9 protein-coding genes and 1 CRISPR repeat array are annotated in these 21,934 nt (G+C 46.0%); of the genes, 4 read left to right on the forward strand and 5 right to left on the reverse strand.

Translation table 11 applies throughout. The annotated features are described in order from the left end of the window. Positions 1-263: 263 nt before the first annotated feature. The 3 genes from Q502_RS12090 to drmD all read right to left on the reverse strand — a co-directional run bounded on the left by Q502_RS12090 (position 264) and on the right by drmD (position 12,569). Positions 264-5,405: a DEAD/DEAH box helicase gene (locus Q502_RS12090; protein WP_102818784.1), complete on the reverse strand. Its 5,142-nt coding sequence runs from the start codon at positions 5,403-5,405 to the stop codon at positions 264-266. 61 nt (positions 5,406-5,466) lie between these two features. Further along, complete coding sequence (locus tag Q502_RS12095) at positions 5,467-9,546, reverse strand: Eco57I restriction-modification methylase domain-containing protein (protein WP_114794175.1); 4,080 nt, start codon at positions 9,544-9,546, stop codon at positions 5,467-5,469. Continuing rightward, a complete protein-coding gene (gene drmD / locus Q502_RS12100; RefSeq protein ID WP_181456433.1) occupies positions 9,543-12,569 on the reverse strand; it encodes a DISARM system SNF2-like helicase DrmD in 3,027 nt (1,008 codons plus the stop codon). Before drmD ends, Q502_RS12095 begins: the two co-directional genes overlap by 4 nt. Positions 12,570-12,937: 368 nt before the next feature. On the opposite strand from drmD, the gene Q502_RS14905 reads away from it, so the two are divergent. Then, on the forward strand, positions 12,938-15,178 hold the full coding sequence (locus tag Q502_RS14905) for a formylglycine-generating enzyme family protein (RefSeq protein ID WP_258001639.1): 2,241 nt from the start codon (positions 12,938-12,940) through the stop codon (positions 15,176-15,178). A gap of 155 nt (positions 15,179-15,333) precedes the next feature. Beyond that, positions 15,334-16,851 (forward strand): formylglycine-generating enzyme family protein, encoded by a 1,518-nt coding sequence (locus tag Q502_RS12110; protein ID WP_258001640.1) that lies wholly within the window; start codon positions 15,334-15,336, stop codon positions 16,849-16,851. A gap of 153 nt (positions 16,852-17,004) precedes the next feature. On the opposite strand, the gene Q502_RS12115 is transcribed toward Q502_RS12110, so the two are convergent. Further along, positions 17,005-17,598, reverse strand: a complete 594-nt coding sequence (locus Q502_RS12115; RefSeq protein ID WP_102818789.1) for a site-specific integrase — start codon at positions 17,596-17,598, stop codon at positions 17,005-17,007. Between the two features lie 91 nt (positions 17,599-17,689). Further along, positions 17,690-17,986 (reverse strand): WGR domain-containing protein, encoded by a 297-nt coding sequence (locus tag Q502_RS15145; protein WP_102818790.1) that lies wholly within the window; start codon positions 17,984-17,986, stop codon positions 17,690-17,692. Between the two features lie 513 nt (positions 17,987-18,499). Further along, positions 18,500-19,131: direct repeats of the CRISPR family, unit length 30 nt; unit sequence GTTTCCATACCACTATGGTTCTCACGCAAC. A gap of 841 nt (positions 19,132-19,972) precedes the next feature. Here Q502_RS15145 and Q502_RS12125 point away from each other — a divergent pair. Then, positions 19,973-20,773 carry a DUF6577 family protein gene (locus tag Q502_RS12125; protein WP_102818791.1) on the forward strand — a complete coding sequence of 267 codons (801 nt, stop codon included), beginning with the start codon at positions 19,973-19,975 and terminating at the stop codon, positions 20,771-20,773. Next, positions 20,760-21,809 (forward strand): nucleotidyl transferase AbiEii/AbiGii toxin family protein, encoded by a 1,050-nt coding sequence (locus Q502_RS12130; RefSeq protein ID WP_102818792.1) that lies wholly within the window; start codon positions 20,760-20,762, stop codon positions 21,807-21,809. Before Q502_RS12125 ends, Q502_RS12130 begins: the two co-directional genes overlap by 14 nt. Positions 21,810-21,934: the final 125 nt, after the last annotated feature.

A 21,934-nucleotide genomic window follows, 5' to 3' on the forward strand; every position in this document is an offset into this window, starting at 1 on the left:
AGCAAAGTTACTACATGAAAGCGAAATCACTACCCCTTGCTTCGAAGATTCTTTCATTAATGAAGATAACACAACCCGACAAGGTAACGCCTCAAGAAGAACTCGCTCTCTGAATACAGAGTTTGTAGTGGCAAAATTCTTCGTTTCTAAAAATACTTTCGCTTGTTTAGCTGTTTTCAGAAGATTAAGTGATAAACTCAAGCAAAGGTTTTCCAAAGCAAGCTTGGGCAGTACTAATGAGTTGCTTTCTTGACGGAACACTACTAGTCAAATATCTTGGATATTGACTTAAGATATAGTTCCATTATCTCGTCATCATCCAGGTCTTTGGCTCCGATCCGAATGACTTCGTAGCCGCTGGCTTTGAGTATTAGTTCTTGCCTTCTATCAAGGTCTATTTTCCCTTGCCCTTTGCCCTTATGATAAGTGTAGCCATCGATGTAGATAAGGAGCTTTTTATCTGGATATGCAAAATCAGCGATGGTCGTCATATTTGAGATGGTTACCTGGTATTGAAGATGAGGATCTGGAAGCCCGAACTCCCTAACAATGTTAAGGAACTTCGCCTCGGCCGGCGACTCTAGGTTCCCATCGGAAGTCTTCTCTCGCCTGGTGCCGGGTATTTTCACCATTGTAGTAGCCCCTGCAGTTTGTATGAAGTCAAGTACTTCGATTGCTTTCTTCCTATTGAGAACTGAATGGTAGGGTTGATTCCAGAAGCTCAGCAGGCATCTGTAACAGGCAGTCTTGCAATCGCAGGAATCGAGAAGTGTCCTTGCGGTCTTCATTACACTTTCTCTGTACTGGAACAACACCTCAATGTACCCCGAGCCACCCGGTACTGTTTCGAAGAAAGTGACGTGGTAGTTCTCTTCAAGCCCGTTTATGAAGCTATCAATTTCACTGGTGCTAATATCCAGGTCAATAGATGCCCCCACCTTCATCGCTTCCATATAGTTGGCTGCCTCTTCGAAGCTCTTGAAAGGGCCCACAACCATTACATCAGACACGAATTCTGCGTGAATGCCTCTCCTATACTCGTTAAGTCTTTCTTCTTGAATATGTTTGTTATGGACGGCTTCCAAGTGTCTTTTGAAGTGATCTTTCCCGCTAGAAGTATTCTCTTCTATCACTCCACATTCGGGACAAATATAGAAACCATAGCCATAGTTAGGTATATCGCGTTTCGAACCAACGTTTATGAGGACAACTACGTCTTTTCTCCTGAAAGAAGTAATCATTCCGTCAGACTTGGCAGTAAATCCTCCCAGGTGATTTCCCTTAACGATTCCTCTTATGTCGTAGCCCATAATGACTCTACGATTCTCACTATCCCCGGGCCTGCCTTCGAGAGTCAACTTGGGGTCCGTGAGGTGTATTGAATCAAGCTTCAACTGAGCTGGGTTATCGAAAGAAGGTTCATCGGGTTTTTCAGGCATTATGCAGTCTTCGACTATGATGAATCTCTGCCTAAAGCCCGCCTTTGTGTCGGCGTTATAGAAGTTGTACCGTGTCGGTCGGTACTTTTTCCCTACCGCGTAAAGCCTGGAAAGCGGTGCAAATTCCCTTAGAGCGATATTGTAATTTCTGTCGATTTCAACGAAACCTTCGTTGTCCAGGCAGCGGGCAGTAACGTGGCCTTTTGCAAGTGAATAACCGGGAAAAAACCCATACTTGATCAGCACGGAGATCGTGTAGAAATCACTGACTGAGTTCTCACCGCCTTGTGGATGCATAAAGGCATTCAAGTGCTTTGTAATTGAACTGAGTTCTCTCGAAGTAGAGCCACGTCTAAACAACTCGGCCCTTTCGTTTATCAGGAAAATGAGGTCGTCGCGTATGTGAATAAATATCTTATCAAGCTGTTCCGGAGAACCGTTTATTAGAAAGTCTTCCAGTTCTCCCTCCACCGACTCCCTTAACGTCTTCAAAGCTTCAGATGGCCAGTACTTGAAGAAACGCTCTAACTCTTCTCTGAGAAGCTCGTAATGTCTGTTTATCAGTTCTTCCAGGGGTTTCGAGAAACCAAATAGGTTCTTAAGCGTTTCAGCTGCATTATCCGCAAACAGGTCTATCCCGTTGAAGAAGGCGTTTATGTAATTAGGAAGATAGGCCTCCATCAATGCTTTGTCTTCTATATTCGTAACGCTGTGAAGTTTTGTCGTGATTGCCGAGTGACAGTGTTTAGCAATTAGCGGAATATTCACCATAGAGAAGGCTGGAACCTTTATCTTTCCTGTAATCATCTCCTCCGGTCTTGAAAAGAAGTACAGATCGTGGGAGCTTCGCCCGCAGTATGCAGTAACGACGGCTATCCTGTGTCTCCTTCCGGCCCTTCCAGCTCGTTGATCGTAATTTGCCGGTGTGGGCGGAGCATTTCTCAAAAGAACCATATCCAGTTTCCCTATATCCACTCCCAGTTCAAGTGTAGGAGTTGCCACAATGCAGTTTACCGTTCCATTCTCATCTTTGAATTCCTTCTCGATTCTCTCCCTTTCGGGTCTACGAACCTGGCCGGAATGTTCAAAGGCCTTCAGACTTCTGATCTCTCTGTTTGATAAGTGTCTCTTGACATTATAATCGTCCGTATCGACTGATACATCAGTTAATTGACCATCACAGTTGTGCCTGGGGCAAACCAGGCCGGGCGTCTTTCTGAAGGTTCTCGTACCGCACTTTTTACACTCGTAAAGATGAGGAAGATCATCGTCTTCTGTCTTAGGTGCCTTACGGAAGTGAACCGCTTCACTGTTTATGGCGAAATGTGAGTTATCGCGTTCGACTAGGACCCTTTCATCCACCAGAAAGCGCCAAAGTTCACTTAGAAAATCATCTGTGAGATCCTTCTTTTCCGGAAATGCCTTTTTCAGAAACCTCTGATAATATGAAGTCCCACTGTTTGAAATCCACCATTTAAGATTGCTCTGAGCATTGTAGACAGGTGCGTTCAGTGTGTAAACTTCGGGGCCAAACCACTTACTAAGGTTTATATAACCGCTAGCAACTCGGGGATCCCGGTTTGTTATTCCGAGAAGCTTATGGCTTACACCTGTGTTCACTCTCATATGGTCTAGAAGGTTTTCAATTATTGCCAGTATCTCTTCTACAGGGGCTCCGAATTCTTCTGCCCAGTGTTTCACGAATTCCTTGCTGCTAACTACATTCCCGTAAGTAAGTTTAACAAGCCCTAGGTTCTCAAGACTTCCGCGTCTATAGCGGGGCATAAAGAAATCTTCTAGAAGAAACCATTCTACTGAATCTTTGAAGTAATTAGGCCTCATTGCATTTTCAACTTCAAAGTCTCTGTATTCACCCTTTTCACGAATGCGTTCAGCTATTTCTCCAGCCAGTTCATCGCTTGTGTATGCTCGGTCCTCTTCTAGAACAGCGTAGAGATAGTCTCTGAGCCTAAACCGTTTCGACCTCTGGTTTATGAAGGCTGCCTGGAAGGCGGCCTCCTGCCGGTTGTCCGTGAATACGAGAAGCTTTGCCGCATCTTTGGAAACAGAATTAAGCATATTCTGAGCGAGAATGAGAATGTCCAAAGCTTCATTTGACACAGAGGGCATTAGGTTCGAGGATCTATCCTCCTCATCATCTTTCCCGAGCGAAACACCACAGGAGAGGCATCTAAGCCGTGCTGCAATTGGAACCTTCTTCATTTGAATAAGTTTGTCTGAACCACAAAGAGTATTCTTACATTTCTGCACAGGTGCTTCGTGAACAGTCCCGCATTTCTCACAGACCCATACATTTTGACTGAGGTAGGCCTGTTCGTCCCCGGTAATCACATCTGTAAGGAGAACCATCCGGCTTTCTTCAGGCTCATCCCCCATACCAACGGGTGTGTAGAAAGTGACTCCTTCAGCCTGGTTAGCAGATGCCGAGGGAATCACAAAGTAATGCTGGCCGCATCTAGCACAACCGTAAAGGCTGAAATAGTAGTGATCCTGAAGCTCATCTATATCGTTCAGTATTATCTGTCTCTGGCCATCTACAAATGCGACTTTTAGGTTTTGAATGCCCCTTACGAAGAAGTGGATCTTCGGGCGGAGTAAAGGTTCGTTGTCTTCTTTTACTATGAGCCCGGCAAGTAGATAGGAGTATACCTCCGCCGCGAGAGCATCATTGCCAGCATCTTTTCTTCCGGATAATGCCCTGATCCTCTCAACAGCCTTTTCCAGAAGCGTGGGCTTGCTGAAAAGCTCCTGCAATTCGCTTATAATAACGTTCTTCTTCAATGTCGTGTAAGCGTTGTCTTTGTTTATGGTCTTGTAGGTAAGTTGCGTCAGCAGCTTGTAGAATTCTGCCCTCGGTTCTCCATCTTCAGGAATCTGAGAAACTTCATATACCATCTCCTTTAGAATCTCTCCGGGATCTCTGGGGAATAGCGGAACGTATTCATCCGGTTCTCTTTCGAGCTCTATGTAAGACTCGGTTACCAGCCTAATATGGTCCTGTTCAACACCAAAGAGTCTTGAACCGAAGCGTTTTACTACCGTTTCAGGTTCTTCGTCACGAGAGGCAACCGTCGCAGAGGTGCCAATGAAGGTGATGTTTTCCGGATGCGGAACAACGAGCTTCAGTCTTCTCAGGAGACAGGCCACTTCCGAGCCAAGTTCTCCGACATAACTATGCACTTCGTCCATAACGATGAACTGTAAATCGGAGTCTCTGAAAATATCTAGATCCTTGTTTCGAAGAAGCAAATGCTCAAGCTGAGAGTAGTTTGTGAGCATTATCTGGGGAGAGTTTTCACGGATCTCTTCTCTGCAGAGGCGTTCTTCCCAGGGCGCCAGTGTACCCTTTATGACCTCTTCGAGCTGCTCTTCCGTAAACCTCACCATATTTGCAGGTCTCCGGATATTCGAAGGAAGGGTTTCAGGAGTATCTCCGGTGTATCTGGCAAACGTCACGCCGGTTCCTGCAAGCATCATTCTGAGTCGTCTTAGCTGATCATTAACCAGGGCGTTCATAGGGTAAATAAGGAGCGCCAGCAGTTTCTTCTCCTGTTGTTTCTTCGCACGATCGATTATTGGCAGGAGGAAGGACTCGGTCTTTCCGGAGCCGGTACCTGTTGAGACTATGGTGTGATGTTTGTTTACAATGCTCTCGGCCGCTTCTTCCTGATGCTTATGTAAGTTTTCGTATGTGAATACTGTATTCAATACCGGATCAAGGTTGAGTGCTTCCGTGAACTCTCTTATGCTTTTGCCTTTTACGAAAGGGCGATTTAGGTAGATGTATGGTCCATTAACCAGGCGAGATCCTCTTAGAAGATCATAGGCTATTAGATCCTTGAGTTGATTCTCGAGACCTTCATCTGCGATATTTAGGGTACTTATAAGAAAATCTGTAAAGCTCTCGAAGGTCTCTTTACTGAAGACGACAGGGTTAATGGACATAGGACCACCTCTGAATCATTCGATATTCTGGATCAAATTTCTTAAGGAAGTACGTATCTCATCAATATAGATTTCCTCCCTGAAAGAGTTTAGGTCTGTATTCTTCAAAGTACTTCAGGGCAAGGTCTCTGGATAAGTAAGTCCCATACTCTTTTTCCTGTTCTCGCTTCTCTATTGGGAATGTTGTGAAGATATACTTCAGGTCTTCAAAGTCTATACCGTAAAGGTGCGCAGCTATTGCGTCAAGCTGTGCCATATATCCAAGTCTTTCTTTCTCATTCCACGGACGGGGCTCTATCTCGTAGCCCATATCCTTCACAAACGGTTCCATATCATAGGAGTAGTTCACACACTTCACAAGTCGTCGGATTACAGAATCTTCAAGGCAAGTGTCTCCAGCATCCAGTCCCGGGAGTTCTTTGAACTTTGAGGGGTCGGGCACCGGCAGCTGGTAAAGAATGAAATAGCACATGCTTGTCCCTTGAAACTTTTGTCTAGTAACGTAGTCAAATATGTGAGAATTGGCAAGCCCAAAAAGGGATAGAAACTTCGCCCTAACAATAGGTGCTTTATGCCCAAACCCAACCTTTGGCATCATCGATGAAATCAATGTTCTTTCATTTGTTGCGTTTGTGATATCTCTAAACGCAACCACCCATTCTCTCTCCCACTGCTTGGCATCATAAAAAGCCTTACAATCGCTCTCCTTAACAAAATACCTTGTCCTAGGGAAGAACCGCGGATCGGATTTCTCCTCAGCAGTGCAATTCGTACCATTTCCGTCATCTGCTATGTGGTTGTAACGGCTATCAAGAATGTAGAAGGTCTTGCCCTCACAAAGCGGGACGTATCTTTCACCGTCTTTCTCGTAGTAGATCCAGTTCTTCTTATAACCTCTCCCTATAAGCTCCTGCTCTCGAACGAACTTGTCGGAGTCGTTTGACATATGGAATTGCGTGGAGACTTCTATACCATAAGGGTTATCCGTCTTACCGTCTTCGTACTCCCTCAGAAGAATCTTGCTGTTTCTATATATCTTAAGCACAAGGTCCATATCTCTCTGCGAACTGAACACCGGAGCAGTTCCGGTGTTTGGATTGACCAAGAGCAGGTCTTCAGCTGATAGCTTCAAGAAGCTTTTTGTATAGAGCTGATCGGGGTCTCGCAAGACAAAGAGCATCTTCGACTGTTCCGTGTACCCGAATACTATAAGACTAAATCTCATTCTGGAGTCTATGTTTTTGAAAATGCTACCGTTAACAAAATCAGCTAATGAGGAAAGCAATTTATTCTCGACAACATACTTGAAGAAGATACTGTTTCCCTTGTCTGTCGCAATTCCTGTTGGAACTATCACGCCAGATCTTCCCTCTTCTTTGCGCATCTTCAAGAAAAGCTCGGCGAAGAGCTGGTAAGTGTTTAATTCACCTTTGCCTGTCAAACTGTATAGAGCTCTATTAGATACGTAATTGCCTGTAGACGAGTATTGCTCCAGTTCCTTCATATACGATCTGAACAGCTCTGGGTTACTTGTCTCTAATCCTGCTATAAGTGACCGTCTTTCATTCGTCTTCTTGCTGGAATAAACTTCAAGGTCCTTTCCTGCGAAATACTCTCTTTCCTTAAGCTTCAGCACTTCCCAAGGCGGGTTACCAATTACCGCGTCGAATCCCCCTGCCTCGAATACATCCGGGAATTCGAGTTTCCAGTGGAAGAAACGTTGTTCTTTACTTATCCTTTCTGTCCAGTATATGTGTTCAGAGATTTCCATAAGAACCGATCTGCTATCCTGGTTTTTGTCTATTCCCTGGTAGAGATCCTGAAGCTCTCCGGTTGTCAACGGAAGGACTCCATCAATCTCATTTGCGAACCATTGAGCTACCCACACATTATCCTTAAGCTTCTCTATTTCGTAATCTCTGTTCCTAAGGAACTGCTCTTTGTAAACCTGTTCCTTGGCAAAATAATCTTCTGTTTCTCTACCGGCGACATCTATCTGGTGTGAGACTTTTGCGAGCTCACTCGTTATTCTCGCAAACTCATTGTCCGGAGAGCCTGTAAGAGAGAACATACTACTCTGATGCTTCGCCTGGCTTTCCTTCTTAGAAGGTTTGTATTTTGCGTTTGTCTTTCTCAGTTCAATCAGTCTAGTTTTCCATTCTTTACTGGCGTTCCCCGAAGCCTTGTACACCTCCGGGTGAATAACGCTTGTATCCTCCCAGCCGTGAAAGACCCCCACAAGGGAGTTGCCACACTTCAGCTTATGATCGAGGAATGTAAATGGCTTATCTTTGGAGAAGGTATTAAGCCAGAGAGACATCTTCGCGAGCTCTACGGCCGTGGGGTTTATGTCCACCCCGTATATACAGTGTTCAACAACGTTCCTTCGTGCAAGGATCTCTCTGTCTGAATCTGGAATCTCAGTATTTTTGCCCTCTATTTCCCAGGCCTTCAAGAGCTTCTCCGCGACGAAATTCGTTGCCTGTACGAGAAAGGCTCCCGAACCCATAGCAGGATCGACTATCTTCATTGAAAGAATCTCGGAAGAGCTCTTCACCCTGTCTTTCTCTTCATCCATACACAGCGGTCCAAGCGTCTCCTTAACCAGATACGTTGTCAGCTGCTTTGGAGTGTAGTAACTCCCGCTAGACTTTCTGGCACCGGAGGATGACATATAATAGGAACCCTCCGGTATGAGCCTTTCGTCTTCCGGGGCTAGTATCACCCCATATTTGGCTACCCTTGCCTGTATCGAATCATCTGTAGGATCGGTGAACGAATTTGGAATGTTGTTTATCCTTGAATCGACCTCTTTCAGCAGCCCCTTTATCTCTTTTGGTGTACGTTTTTCCAGTTCACTAAGAGGAAGGACGAACTTCTCGTTTGCCGTTACTACAAGAGGTTCACTTGCCCGTGAAACGGTGTATCCCAGGAGGCCTTCATACACGTATCCTATCTGTTCGACGTCTATTGCAGCATAACTTAGCCTAAGGCCTTTCATATACAGGAGATCGTGGAGAATATCCCTTACGCCTCTGTTGTTCAGTTTAATTCTCTTGAGAAGGGGAAGAATCTCGTCGGGCGAGAATAGGGCGCCACCGTGAGCAGTTATCTTCAGCTCCTGGTGATCTGAGCCGTAATAGATAAGGTTGAACAACGCAAGTATCCTGTACCAGGCATCATATCTGTAAGAAGCAACAGAGTTGAAGTCTGTCTCTCCGAGGAAGCTCCTCTCAGACTCGAGCGAATTGGCTAAATGGATTAGGCCGTAATTGTCATCGTACTCGGGGAATCCGTGAGGAAGCAGAGAATTCTCTTCGGCATACAGTATGAAGACTAACCTCATAACGACCTTTATCACTGCTTCGTATATCTTGTCCGGCTCGACGTCTATTGCACTCTGGTTTGTATAATCGAGAATCCTGTTAATGACCAGATAGACCTGATCGGCCAGAGCGTCAGTAACTTCAGCTTGCTTCTCGTGACTTTCCTTGACTATGTTGTAAAGACCTTTCTTCTTGCTTGGAAGGAGGGTCTCTGCGTTCAGGAGATTTCTGAAGGCCTCGAAGGTTGATTCTTCTTCAAGCCAGTCGCTTTGCTTCCAGGATATGTATGCTGCCGAAAGGCCTTCCTCAACGAAAAACAGTCTGAACTCATAACCGTTAGTGAGAAGCCCCAGAGGGCAGCCTGAAAGTCTAAGCAACGTCTCGAATTTTATGTGTTCACTCGCCCGCCAGGTTCCGCTGCCAACAGGCTTTCTCTTGTCAAGCTCATTGTATTTGTCCAGTGCCTTTATTATGAAGACCGGTGTTTTTCTATCGTCAGATAGGAGAACAAAGTCGGAAGCGAGTTGCTCATCGTGATCACTTTCCTTGACTGAGAAAGCCGAGACATCTCTTCCGAATTTCCAGTTGTTTGGATCGTGAGCGAGAATGTCGAAAAGGAGGCCCTTAACCAGATCATTAACAGAGAAGCTTTCGCTGTTGAAGCGGTCAATAAACCTTCGAATTCTGAAGAGTTCGTCCCTGCTGATACCCTCTGTCTTCTCGAAGTGATCGCGATAAATGACTTCAGAGACCAGGAGGCCCGACATCTTCAGAACGCCAAACCAGTCGAATTTGGTCTTCATTGTTGTGCTCATCTGATCATCTCCTCGGGAATGAGGAAGCAGAGGGCGACAACATTGACCAGAGGATCGCCTTTGAGTGTGTATTTTTCTTCTATCTTCTTTGGAATCCCCTCAAGCTGGGATTTAAGATATTCCTGTCTGTTCTTCAGAAGACGAATGTCTTCGGAATACTGCATCTGATCTTCGAACATCGTTCCTTCGTAACTACTTAGCTTGTTTATCGTCTTGTCTATCTCTTTCGCCCGTTCCTTTATCATTTCCAGAAGTGTCGTCTTCTCGGTTGAGGTCACTTCTTTCAATTCTCTGTTGAGTCTGTCTTTCCAGTTACGTTTGAACTTCTCTACATTATCCTGTATTGCTTTCTCATTCATCTTCATTACCTTTTTCAGGTCGGGGACGAGCGAGGAAGCCCCCTGGTTAAATACTGCAAGAGAATCGAGATGATGGAGGCTTGAGGTATCCGAAACCGGGAGGAACTCCCCCTGCTCGAACCTTCCGCCAATGACATCCACTTCTTCAACAAGTGGTTGCGAGAGCTTGTTGATCGCAAGAGCCCTAACATACAGAAGCACGTGAGGAACATCCATCTTCCCTGAAGGAACTACCTTGCAGGTTACCTTGTTCAGTTTTTGGTTTGTGCCTTCAATCCCCTTTGACCATATATTCGCTCGGAAGTACGTTATGGCCTTTTTCACAAGCGGATGGTTGGGATGAAGGTGCTGGGCCTTGGCTCCAGTTGGCGGTACGAAGGATAAGAGTCTTGTCCTGCCGTCCTGGAGGATGTATTTTTGAAGCTCTTTCCAGCCGTCAGGCAGTCTCTCTATCTTGTACAGATTTCCTTCTACAGGCTTAACACCTGAGGGAACACCGTTCAATTTGATAGCGCTATCTAGCAGCTCTCTCACTGTGTCAGGGGTAAGATTGAGTTTCTCTCTCGATTCGGCTATCTTCTGGCCGAGGTTCGCGGCCTCACTCCTGACGTCCAACAGGTCTCTTGTCAAATCATCTCTCATCGCGTCCAGTAGTTTTTCGTCCATCTTCTCAATCCCGAGCATCTGCTTCTGAATCTTATCCGCGATCACAGGGTTCATCGTGGTCAAATCTTCGCGGATCTGTTCCACCTTTCTCACTATAGTTTTCAGGAACTGGCTATCTGAATCGTTTTTGTATACGGGGTGATATATGGTGACGTTGCGAGACTGACCGTGTCTGTCTATTCGGCCGTTTCTCTGTTCGAGTCTTATTGGATTCCAGGGGATCTCCATATGGAACATATATCTGCAGTGTTGCTGAAGGTTTATTCCTTCAGAGGCGGCATCGGTTGCGACGAGTATTCTCGCGGGTGATTCGTCTGGATCGGTTTCGAACATCGCCTTTATGGCCTCTCTTTTTTCCATTTCCATACCGCCATAGAGCTGGAGGATTCTCCCCTCTTCAACACCGTGATCGATCAACTGGTCTGTGATGTACTCCATTGTGTCTTTGAATTCTGAGAATATGACGACTCTTTCGCGGTTCCAACGGCCGTTCTCTTTGAGGTTGTTGTCTATCCATCTGATAAGCTCTTTCACTTTACTGTCTGGCTTGTTTCTGAGGCGGGAGGCGACGCTTATTAGTTCACTCAGGTAGTTCTTCCCGTTGTCGGTTGCCGTAGCGCTTATTAACTCCTGTTCGGTCTGCTCTCTGACGACGTCATTATCCCAGTCTTCGTCAAGCCTATCCACAATCAGCTGGAGGTACTTCGGAGAGTCTTTCGCATCGTTTAAGTGTTCCGTGTGAACTACAATTGAATTGTAGAAAGCTCTTGGTGAAGAGAGAAGCCTCTTCTTCAGGATCGTCATAGCGAACTCGAGAGGCCTGTTTTTCTCGCCGTTTTCTCCACCACGCACCCTTTGGTGAATGTATTGATTGAGCAAGCTCAACGACTTCTTCTCGTCCTCTGAAGGATCTATGTCTAAGGGAACGATCTCTCTGCCTGCAAACATTGCACGACCGAGAGAGTCTTTAACGCCTGTGGGGCCCCTCTTCAATCTTCGTACCATTATTCGATCTAACCTTCTTTTGAAGCTGGCTTTATTGAGCGCTGGATCTTCCCCTCTGTTGAAGCTTAGAGGATCCAGCATATCCAAAAAGGCGACAAAGGATTCCTTTCGTCCATTGTGGGGTGTAGCGGTAAGGAAGATCTTATGCTCGAAGTGTCTTCCTATCTCATTGAGCATCTTCGTCCTGTCTGAATCTCGATAGTAGTTCTTCGTTGGTTGGGGCATAGCGTTGTGGGCTTCATCTACTACCAGGAGATCCCAGGAGCGGATATACTTACCCGAATTAACCTCGCAAGAGCGGAGAAATTCTGTCTTCCTGCCCTCCATCTTGATAAAGTCCATTGAGGCGATTATCCTGGGGTAGGCTAACCAGGGGTTGACATTTATCCCGTACTCCCTCTTGAATTTCGTTATCTGGTTGCTATCTACTATTTTGAAGTCAAGTCCGAACTTGTTCTCCATTTCCCACTGCCACTGGAGCTGTAAAGATGCCGGGCAAACAAGAAGTATTCGGCGAGCTTTGCCTCTCAGAATGAGTTCCTGGATGATCATACCTGCTTCAATTGTCTTACCCAGGCCAACATCGTCTGCTATGAGAAGGCTTATCCTTGGCATAGACAGAGCCTTGATCACTGGCTCTAGCTGAAATGTCTGCTGCTGTATGGCACCGTAAAACGGAGCCCGAATAACACCACCGCTGAGTATGCTCTTGTTTGTCCATCTCAGGGCATTGACGAAGCTGTCGAATACAGTGGGAGTGTCGAGTGAATTGCCAATGTCGGGGAGTATGTTTTCGGGCAGAACCTGGAAGTCAACTTCTCTTTCAAATACGACGGATGTCTTGCTTCCCTGATCCGAATCTTCTAAGCTCTCTAATGTCACCAGCGTTGCGGGGTTAGAAACTACATCGTCAGAGAACGAAACATCACTGATCAGCCAGATTCTGTCCCTAACTCTGGCAAGTCTTCCAGCTTCTGGGATATTAGCGCCCATACTACACCTACCCTGCATATTCTCGCTATTTCTTCTCTGTAACTGAAGTTTATCATTATTGGGTATTAATTCCGAAACCTAACAGATTAGCCGTTTATTGTATCCGAAATCACCCCATCACTTATGGCCGGCCCGGGAGAAGCTTCTATGCGCCAGGCTCGATGATTGATAAGAGAACACCACTTCGGAAATCAACCACAATCGCCAACAACCTTCAGTGACAGGAATTCACGGAACAGAGTTTGACTTTGTATAGAATGTAACAACTGCTATATTAATTGTATGAGTGCATTGCACTTCTTTCTGTATATTGCCTGAGTCTTCACGTGCTTACTTAAAGTGCGAAGCCTCATTAATGGAGGTGGGTTATGAAACGAACATTCCTTCTTCTGTTTCTGATTGTCTTTCTATGTGTCACGTTTGCGAACACGGAGATAAAGGCATTCGCTTTCAGAGACCGGGCGTTAAAAGTAGCATACGACGAGTATCTACACGTTCACGTACTGCCCACCGTATATGAAATGACAGATACCGGGAGGGTGAAGCTCGACGATGAGAACCTCGGTATCTATTTCATCTGGAAGCACTGGTATTGGTGGAATCAAGACTGGAAATACTGGACAAATTACTGGAGCGAAACACTGTCCGAAGTATCTTCAAAGCGTATGGGAACGGCTATAGGCACACTGCTCATAGAAGGGGGAAGCGCACTCCTGGGAACGGGGATAACTATGCTTGTAGGAGACCTCTTCTCTCTTGGAGCTAGTCTGCCGGAAAGTGTGAAGACGGTGTTCGAGGCGGGCAAGCTGGTCTCCATAGCTCTTGGATTGACTTCAGCAGGTCTGAACACAATTGCGGATACGTTGGCTACGGATAAGGAAGACTTCATAAGCGTTTATCTTGCGATGTCTGCTGTGGAACATAACAGTCTTAACGAGGCAAGAGCGTTGCTGGAAGCGCTTGAAAAGAAGAAGAACGCAATAATGCTCGCTGACTCTGAGATAAAGTTCATAGACGCAATGAACAAGATTATGAATCTGCAGGCATCCACGGCGATGATGGTCCTCGAACCGGCGACGTTATCCACGGTTCAAGGACTCTTGGAGATAATAGACGACTCGTTGCTGGACCTAGCAACGGTTGAAATCGCTCCCAAAGGCATAAAAGAGGATGCCGAAGGCCTCAATTTATTCCTGAACGCTTCCATAATCCATCTAGGACTGCTTGTGGATCTGTCGAGGAATCTGGACAAACTCCAATGCGAAATACAGAGTGCTGAAGTAACATTCGACAGCGCGTGGATGGCAAGGGCGGCAATGAGGGCAGCGGCAATCGAAAACGCATACTACCGGGTGATGGCAGGTTACATAAGGCTGCACCTGAAATACCTTCAGAAAGAAGATTCGGGTGTGATGAATCATATAAACTCGGGACTCGGCACGTTCAGGAGCTTTATAAAGAATGTTGGGTACTACCTGGGAAGCGGAGAGGAAACGTTGATTACTGAAGTGAAACCGCTTCCGGTTCCCACAAATATTTTGCCTGAAGATGGAGAGAGCAATATACAGATACTACCTTCATACAATCAAAACTGGGTAAAGCTTATGTGGGAGATGCCAGACACGGAAGGCAGGACCGTTACGTACGATGTGATGGCCGGTACCGGTCGGGAAAGCCTGACATACATAGTGCGAGACCTGACGGAGAAGATGTTCTTCTACAAGGGTCTTCAGGAAGGCAAGGACTATTACTGGAAGGTAATAGCCAAAGATACGATGGGAAACAGGAGCGAGAGCCCGATATGGAAGTTCAGCACGATAAAAGTGGGAGCTTTTCTGAAGACCCCCTCCGGAGTAGAGATGGTGTATGTGGAGGGTGGAACTTTCACTATGGGTGACACCTGGGGAGATGGATACGATGATGAAAAACCGACCCACAAAGCTACGTTCACATATGATTTCTACATAGGCAAATACGAAGTGACTTTCGATGAATACGACGCATTCTGCGAGGCTACCGGAAGGAGCAAACCCAACGATCAGGGTTGGGGAAGAGGAACCAGACCTGTAATCAACGTGAGCTGGAACGATGCGATAGCATATTGTAACTGGCTTAGCGAAAATGAAGGATTGAGCAAGGCATATGATAGCCAAGGAAATCTTCTGGATAAGAACGGCAGAATTGCAGTAGACATTTCTTATGTTGAAGGATACAGACTACCGACCGAAGCCGAATGGGAATACGCTGCCAGAGGTGGCAAATACAGTAAGGGATACAAGTATTCCGGAGGAGACGAAGTGTACTTCGTGGCCTGGTACGATGACAACTCAGGAGGTCATACACACGATGTTGGAACGACTCAACCTAATGAATTGAATATATTCGATATGTCCGGAAACGTGTGGGAGTGGTGCAATGATTGGTATGGAAACTACTCCAGCTCGGCACAGACGAATTCGTATAACTATACACCTGGTTCCCGCCGGGCGGATCGTGGCGGTTGCTGGAGCAGCAATGCGACGTACGTACGGGTAGCGGATCGCGGCCGCCTCTCGCCCACTGACGCGGGCTACTACCTCGGGTTCCGTATTTGCAGGACGGTGTTCTGATTTACACTTTTAGCCTTTTTACATTTTTACCCTTTGCTGCGTCTCAAAGCGCCGGTGCATGATCCTCTGCACCAGTGGCGCGAATGAGACGGGACGAAGGTTTACATAATCGGTGTGCAGTAACCTGTAACTAACATAAGTCGGGAGGTGTGGGAATGAAGAGAACGGTATTGCTTATACTCTGCGTTATATTGTTGGCGGTGTTTGGACTGGCGAACACAGAACCGGTTATGCCCGCGATAGAGACGGTTCTTGACACAGAAAGGCCGAAAGACGTGGATATACTGTTGTTGAGAAACGGGGACAAACTGACGGGTACCGTGATGAACAACAGCTTCTCTATAAGAACCTCCTACGCTCACATAGACATAGATAGCAAATACATAGCCGGGATAAACCTGGAAGGCGGGGCGAACAACATAGAGTCAATAATCACGGTTAACAACAACCGCTTCTCGGGGTTCATAGACGATGCCTTCATAAGTTTCAAACTGACAAACGGTCCGCAGCTGGAGATAAGGCGTGAGAAGGTCCTGAAGATAGTATTCAGACAGAGGCCTCAGGAGACGGCGGGAATGAAGTGGAGGCAGTTTATGCAGCTCAAGAACGGAGACTACTTCCACGGGCAGATTTTGACACAAGACATAACGATCTCCACAACTTACGCGAAGATACCGCTCGATTTCGCTACTACCGAATCAATAACGCTCATAGGGGACGCCAACCCGCTCACAACAGTGAAGATGACAAATGGAGACACCGTGCAGGGGATATTGGAGACGGAGGACATAGAAATCGAGCTGGACGTTGGATCGGTGATAGAGGTTTATCAGGATAGGATAGACAGGATATTCTTCAAGGAAGGGTATATACCCGACAGCATACCGTCCATAATAATGAGCCGTCCTAACGCCGCCGGAAACTTCGTTCTGGTCGAGAAAGGAAGTTTCACTATGGGCGACACGTGGGGTGGAGGAGATAGTGATGAAAAACCGACCCACAAGGTCACGTTCAGCTATAACTTCTACATTGGCAAATACGAGACTACATTCGACGAATACGACGCCTTCTGTGAGGCCACGGGCAGGAGCAAACCTGGCGATGAAGGCTGGGGAAGGGGAGATAGACCAGTTATAAACGTGAGCTGGAACGACGCTATAGCTTACTGCAACTGGCTGAGCGAGAAAGAGAAGCTACCGAAGGCGTATGACAATAACGGTAACTTGCTGGATAAGGATGGAAAAGTGACTACTGATCCGTCGAAGGTATTCGGATACAGACTGCCTACGGAGGCTGAATGGGAATACGCGGCTCGTGGTGGTAACAAGAGTAAGGGATACAAGTATTCCGGGAGTGACAATGTAGGTGATGTTGCCTGGTACGATTCAAACTCTGGGAACAAGACACAGGAAGTCGGGAAGAAGGCGCCGAACGAGCTCGGGATCTATGATATGAGCGGAAACGTATGGGAGTGGTGCTCAGATTGGTATGGAAACTACTCCAGTTCTGCACAGACGAATCCGTACAACAGCACAGCTGGTTCCCTTCGGGTGAATCGTGGCGGTAGCTGGGGCAACATTGCGGCGCGCGCACGGGTTGCGATTCGCTACTTCGACTCGCCCGCTAGCTCGTACAGCTACCTCGGGTTCCGTATTTGCAGGACGGTGTTCTGATTCATACTTTAGCCTTTTTACATTTTTACCCTTTGCTGCGGCTTCGAGCGCCGGGCACGGAGTAGCCCGCAAGCGCGAGAAGACGCAGAAGATATTGGAGGTTCTATGGCCTTCAGGATAATAACGGTCCGACATCGTAGGAGTATCCAGCTGTTATAAATTCAGCTCAACATAGATATCGTTCAGCTGCTCCTGGGTGATCCCAATATACCGCAAGGTTATCGCCGGCGAAGAATGGTTTAGCATCTTCTGAATGTACTCCAGAGCCACGCCTTTCTTGTACAGGTGATAGCCGAAGGTCTTACGAAGTGTGTGTGTTCCGATCCCGTCATTCAGTCCCACCATATTGGCGTATCTGTTTAGCATCTGCCAGGCGGCTATGCGACTTATGGGTTGCAGGGTGCCGTCGGCTGTCTTGCGGGACGAGAATACTGGATCATCAGGATTGACACTTCCCAGAGAATCGTAGTAAAGCTTCAAGGCTTCCGCGACTGACTTGTTTATCATAAAGTTTTTTATCTTCTTGGTCTTAATCTCCACAACATTCAACTGGTCCCCTGCCTTAAGGAGTCTTCCACCACCGTTTATGAAACTGCTCCACTTCAGGGCGAGTATGTCAGATATTCGAAGGCCTGTATTTATTCCCAAAACGAATAAAAGAAGGTCCCGGTAATTGGATTCACCCTTCATAATTGACTTCATCGCATCGATTTTCTTCGTATCCCTAATTGGCTGCACTTCCTTCATAACTACACCTCGTAAAACGCTCTCTAACGCATTTTCTTTTGTCGCACCTTCATATATGTATTAGCACCATCAAAAGCGCAGGATGGGGCGTTTAATAGGGAAATAGACCGAGCTGGACAGGCTTGGAGTCTTTTCCATCCCTCAAATACCTCGGTTTAACCACTGAATAATGGTGTCTATGTCTTATCCTGAGCTTATTATGTACATATCTGGTTGCCATAGCTTGACTCGGGAATATTTTGGTCACGAATGTGGCGCGCTCGGAGATCCGCCCGAAAATGATGGTAACCGGATACCCGGTAAAGGTACTCTGGCGTTCATCGCTTATAAAATAGAACCTCTTCATATTATTTTCGGGCAACACTTTCTCCAGGTAAACTGACGGCATTTTGGGCCTCCGTGTCTAAATTCATTAATTTAACATAAATAGATAATATCACATACTGTGTAAAATACAAAATCAAAGAGAGCAAACAGAAGAGGTAGAGTTTCGAATGAAGCCTTTACTGGGAGTGGGCTAGAAGAGAACAGATGAATTTAACATAATACTCTTAAGTTAAATTGAAGTTGGTTATTAAAATGCTTGAGTTGGATTTCTGTTTAGTAAGAAAGTAGTTTCCATACCACTATGGTTCATATAAGAGCCGTCCTCCGTTGACCGTCCAAGAGCATGGACCCGTCCTCCGATAAGATCAAAGACCAGATCCTGACCAAGAGCACGTCAGGATGACCAGTTGAGTTGGTTCATACAACCTAACGTCCTGCCCCTAGAAAGCTTCTCCCTCCTGGCGAAGCCAGCCATGCGTCCCCGGATGTTTCTCCGGGCATTGCGTCCGCCGATGGTTCTCGGCGCATCACTTCCCGGGATGATCTTCCCGGCACAGCGTCCTGCCAAAGGCAGCGATTCATACCACTATGGTTCTCACGCAACCAGTAATCCTCCTGCAGTCAGAATCTCCAGCACCATCTGTTTCCATACCACTATGGTTCTCACGCAACTCAAACCAGAAAAAGAAGTAAGGAAATCAGCTACATATGTTTCCATACCACTATGGTTCTCACGCAACGTTACCCATCTCATCACACCTTCTCGATGTTAATCGGTTTCCATACCACTATGGTTCTCACGCAACCTACGTTACGCAGAAGACATTGAAGGCAATGTTGCTAGGTTTCCATACCACTATGGTTCTCACGCAACCATATATCACGTCGTCTCAATAGACGGCGAGTATATGTTTCCATACCACTATGGTTCTCACGCAACCTTTCAGCTTATTGCTATAATGGACAATCACACTACGTTTCCATACCACTGTGGTTCTCACGCAACAGGAGTACGAGAACATAGCGAAGCGGACGGTAAGGCGTTTCCATACCACTATGGTTCTCACGCAACTTATCACAAGATCCTCTTCTGAATGAGTTCCGGCTAGTTTCCATACCACTATGGTTCTCACGCAACCCTAAAAATTATGGAAGGTAAGTATGACAACCGGGAGGGTTTCCATACCACTATGGTTCTCACGCAACCGCTTCTATTACAAAGATATTATACAGGTTTTTAGGAGGTGGAATCAACTAAATGGTCAGCTCTTGCAATAGCCGTAAACATTGCGTTTTGGAGATTTGTTCAGAGTTTATTCGAGAAAGCCTCGTAGTTTTTCGAAGAAAGAACATGCCGGTATCTTCTAAGAAAGATCTATCATGGAAAATACCGGCGAGATACCCTTCGGCAAAAGCTCACAGAAGAAAACAGCTGTCAATTTCGCTTTCAATCACATGACCAATTGCCAGTCGAATCTATGTAAACTGTACAAGAATGATTCTAAATAGGTCTAGAAGTGTTATTTGAAAATCATTTCAGAGGATAATGGTAGACGATCGATCCGACGAGAATCACTTACAAAATCATTAACTCGGGAAAAGCTTGTTGAAAGAATAACACAACTCGATTCATAAAAGCGGATAAGGATGCTCCGCAATATGGAGTTCAACAAAATCGACGTTATATAATGTGATCCGGCAATAAGTATAACGAACTAAACTACAAAGCCCTCATTGGATAAGAGTTGTGGATGAGGGCTAATAATGTTAGTCATTCGATGAAAAAGAGATTATTGAACCTGCAAGATTACAAAAAGCTTAAGGGGCGAACCAGGTTATTTTGCAGGGCTGCCAATGATTGATATTGAACAGAATTCTCTTGTGATAAATTACCTGGTGAAGCCAGAGATTCGGATTGACACGGTAGCACATTCTAAAAAGTACTCTTAGTCTTTCCTGCTTGGAAAGGAAAGACTATCTGCTATAATTAGAACAAAAGGCAATATGCTTATAAATTGCCAGTTGTTCTAAAAGTGAGTTGATCGATTTGAAAGACGAGACCTGGTCCTCAAAGCGTAGTGGTAAGAGAATAAGTTCAGAGCTTAAAGATAGGGACTCCTTTTCTACAGGGGAGCTCAAGCCATTTCTTACTCTTCCAGGAGAAGAGATAAGCCCGGTTACTGTCCGCACCAGGCTGAATGCTCTGAAAAGGAGCGGAGTCATAACTCCTGTCGGGAGGGGTCTGTACACTCTCAAAAAGCTGTACGATTATACTCCAGAGATAGACCAAACTCTTAGAAAAGTATATCTCGAGCTAAGAAAACGGCTGCCGCTGACAAGAATATGCGTCTGGAGGCCTTCCTGGCTGAACGAGTTCGCACTTCACATATTCTCTATGCAGACAATAGCTGTTGAATCAGAGAGAGAAACTGAAAGGGCCGTCTTTGAAGTGCTGCAGGAATCGTTGGAGAAGAACTCCTCCCTTACCGGAACTCTGCTACTCCTAAATCCCTCTGCCGAAGATATCGATCTGTATGTTTCAGGTCAGTCTCCCGCAATAGTTGTCGGAAGACTCATCACTGAAGCACCGGTAAGGGAGAGTGATGGAGTCATCGTACCGAGGCTCGAAAAAATGCTTGTGGATTTGTTCTCAGGGGGGCCCGTTCTTGAGCCTTTTGGTGGTGCCGAAATGGACAGAGTTTTCAGAAATGCCTTCAATACATACGCTCTGAACGTAAATACCATCATAAGATATGCCACAAGGAGAGGTAAAAAACAGGAAATGTCTGACTACCTTACCTCAAAGAAGCTGACAGGTTACAGGGAGGTATTGGATGATCTCCGATAGTTGTTTGACCAGGGAGTATCTTGAGGCTAAACGAGTTAAGCTGGGTTGTGACCAGATACTGCTAGAAAAGACGATTAAGGGTCTTCAGCTTCTGGAGTTGCTGATAATCAACGGTGTGGATCTAACGTTCAAAGGAGGAACTTCCCTAATCCTGCTCTTGGATAGAATTCAGCGTTTATCCATTGATATAGATATCATTGTTGAGCCTGAAGCAGACTTCAGCACTGCTTTGGACAAAGTCATTTCGACCGGTAAGTTCTTTCGCTATGAAGAGGATATACGAAAGACTGTCTTTCCCGTGAGGCATTATAAGTTCTATTATGACTCGATCAACCCCAGTCAGAAGAACGCATATATTCTACTAGATGTCTTGTATGAGAGACCTATGCACACCGAGTTAATTTCGACACCAATCAGAAGCTCGATATTTCAGACTGAGGACCCGGTGACCAATGTAAGAACACCATCTATAGATGCGATAATTGGGGACAAGATAACGGCTTTTGCACCCAACACTATAGGAATTCCTTACGGTTCGCAAAAAGGAATGGAGATCTGCAAGCAGCTCTTCGATATTGCAACGCTCTTTGATTATCACAAAAACACTAGAATTGTAAGGGATACGTTTAAGAGAATCGCCTTAACTGAGGCTCATTACCGCGGAATAGAGTCTCTAGCTCCAGAGGATATTCTGAAGGACGTATTTGAGACGGCACTCCTAATTGGCGCCAGGGGAAAGAGAGAGCCAGATCATTACAGAGAACTGGATTCAGGAAGATCGAGTCTGTCGTCACATATTCTTGGTTTCAACTACAAACAGACAAAATTCTTTTCCGATGCCGCTAAAGTGGCTTATCTATCTGCTTGTTTGCTCGGGGAAAGTGATGCCCTGTTCAGGTGGTCCGGCGATGAGCTCTTCGTAAGGATTACCGACGAGTCGTTTACATTTCTAAACAAATTATCCACGGTGAGTCCTGAGGCCTACGCATACTTCAGCAAAGCTATAGAGCAGATCGGCAATTCTACCAGACAATGAGTGTCACCGAGATTTTATTCAGGTTGGTTGCAAAACGGGCGTGCCAATAGCAACCTGTCCTCTAGGAATGGCAGTTTCCACTATTGCTGTAACGGCTTTACCACCAATCGGTTGAGTGACCCGTA

The organism is Mesotoga sp. Brook.08.YT.4.2.5.2., from assembly GCF_003351125.1.
Classification (GTDB): Bacteria; Thermotogota; Thermotogae; order Petrotogales; family Kosmotogaceae; genus Mesotoga.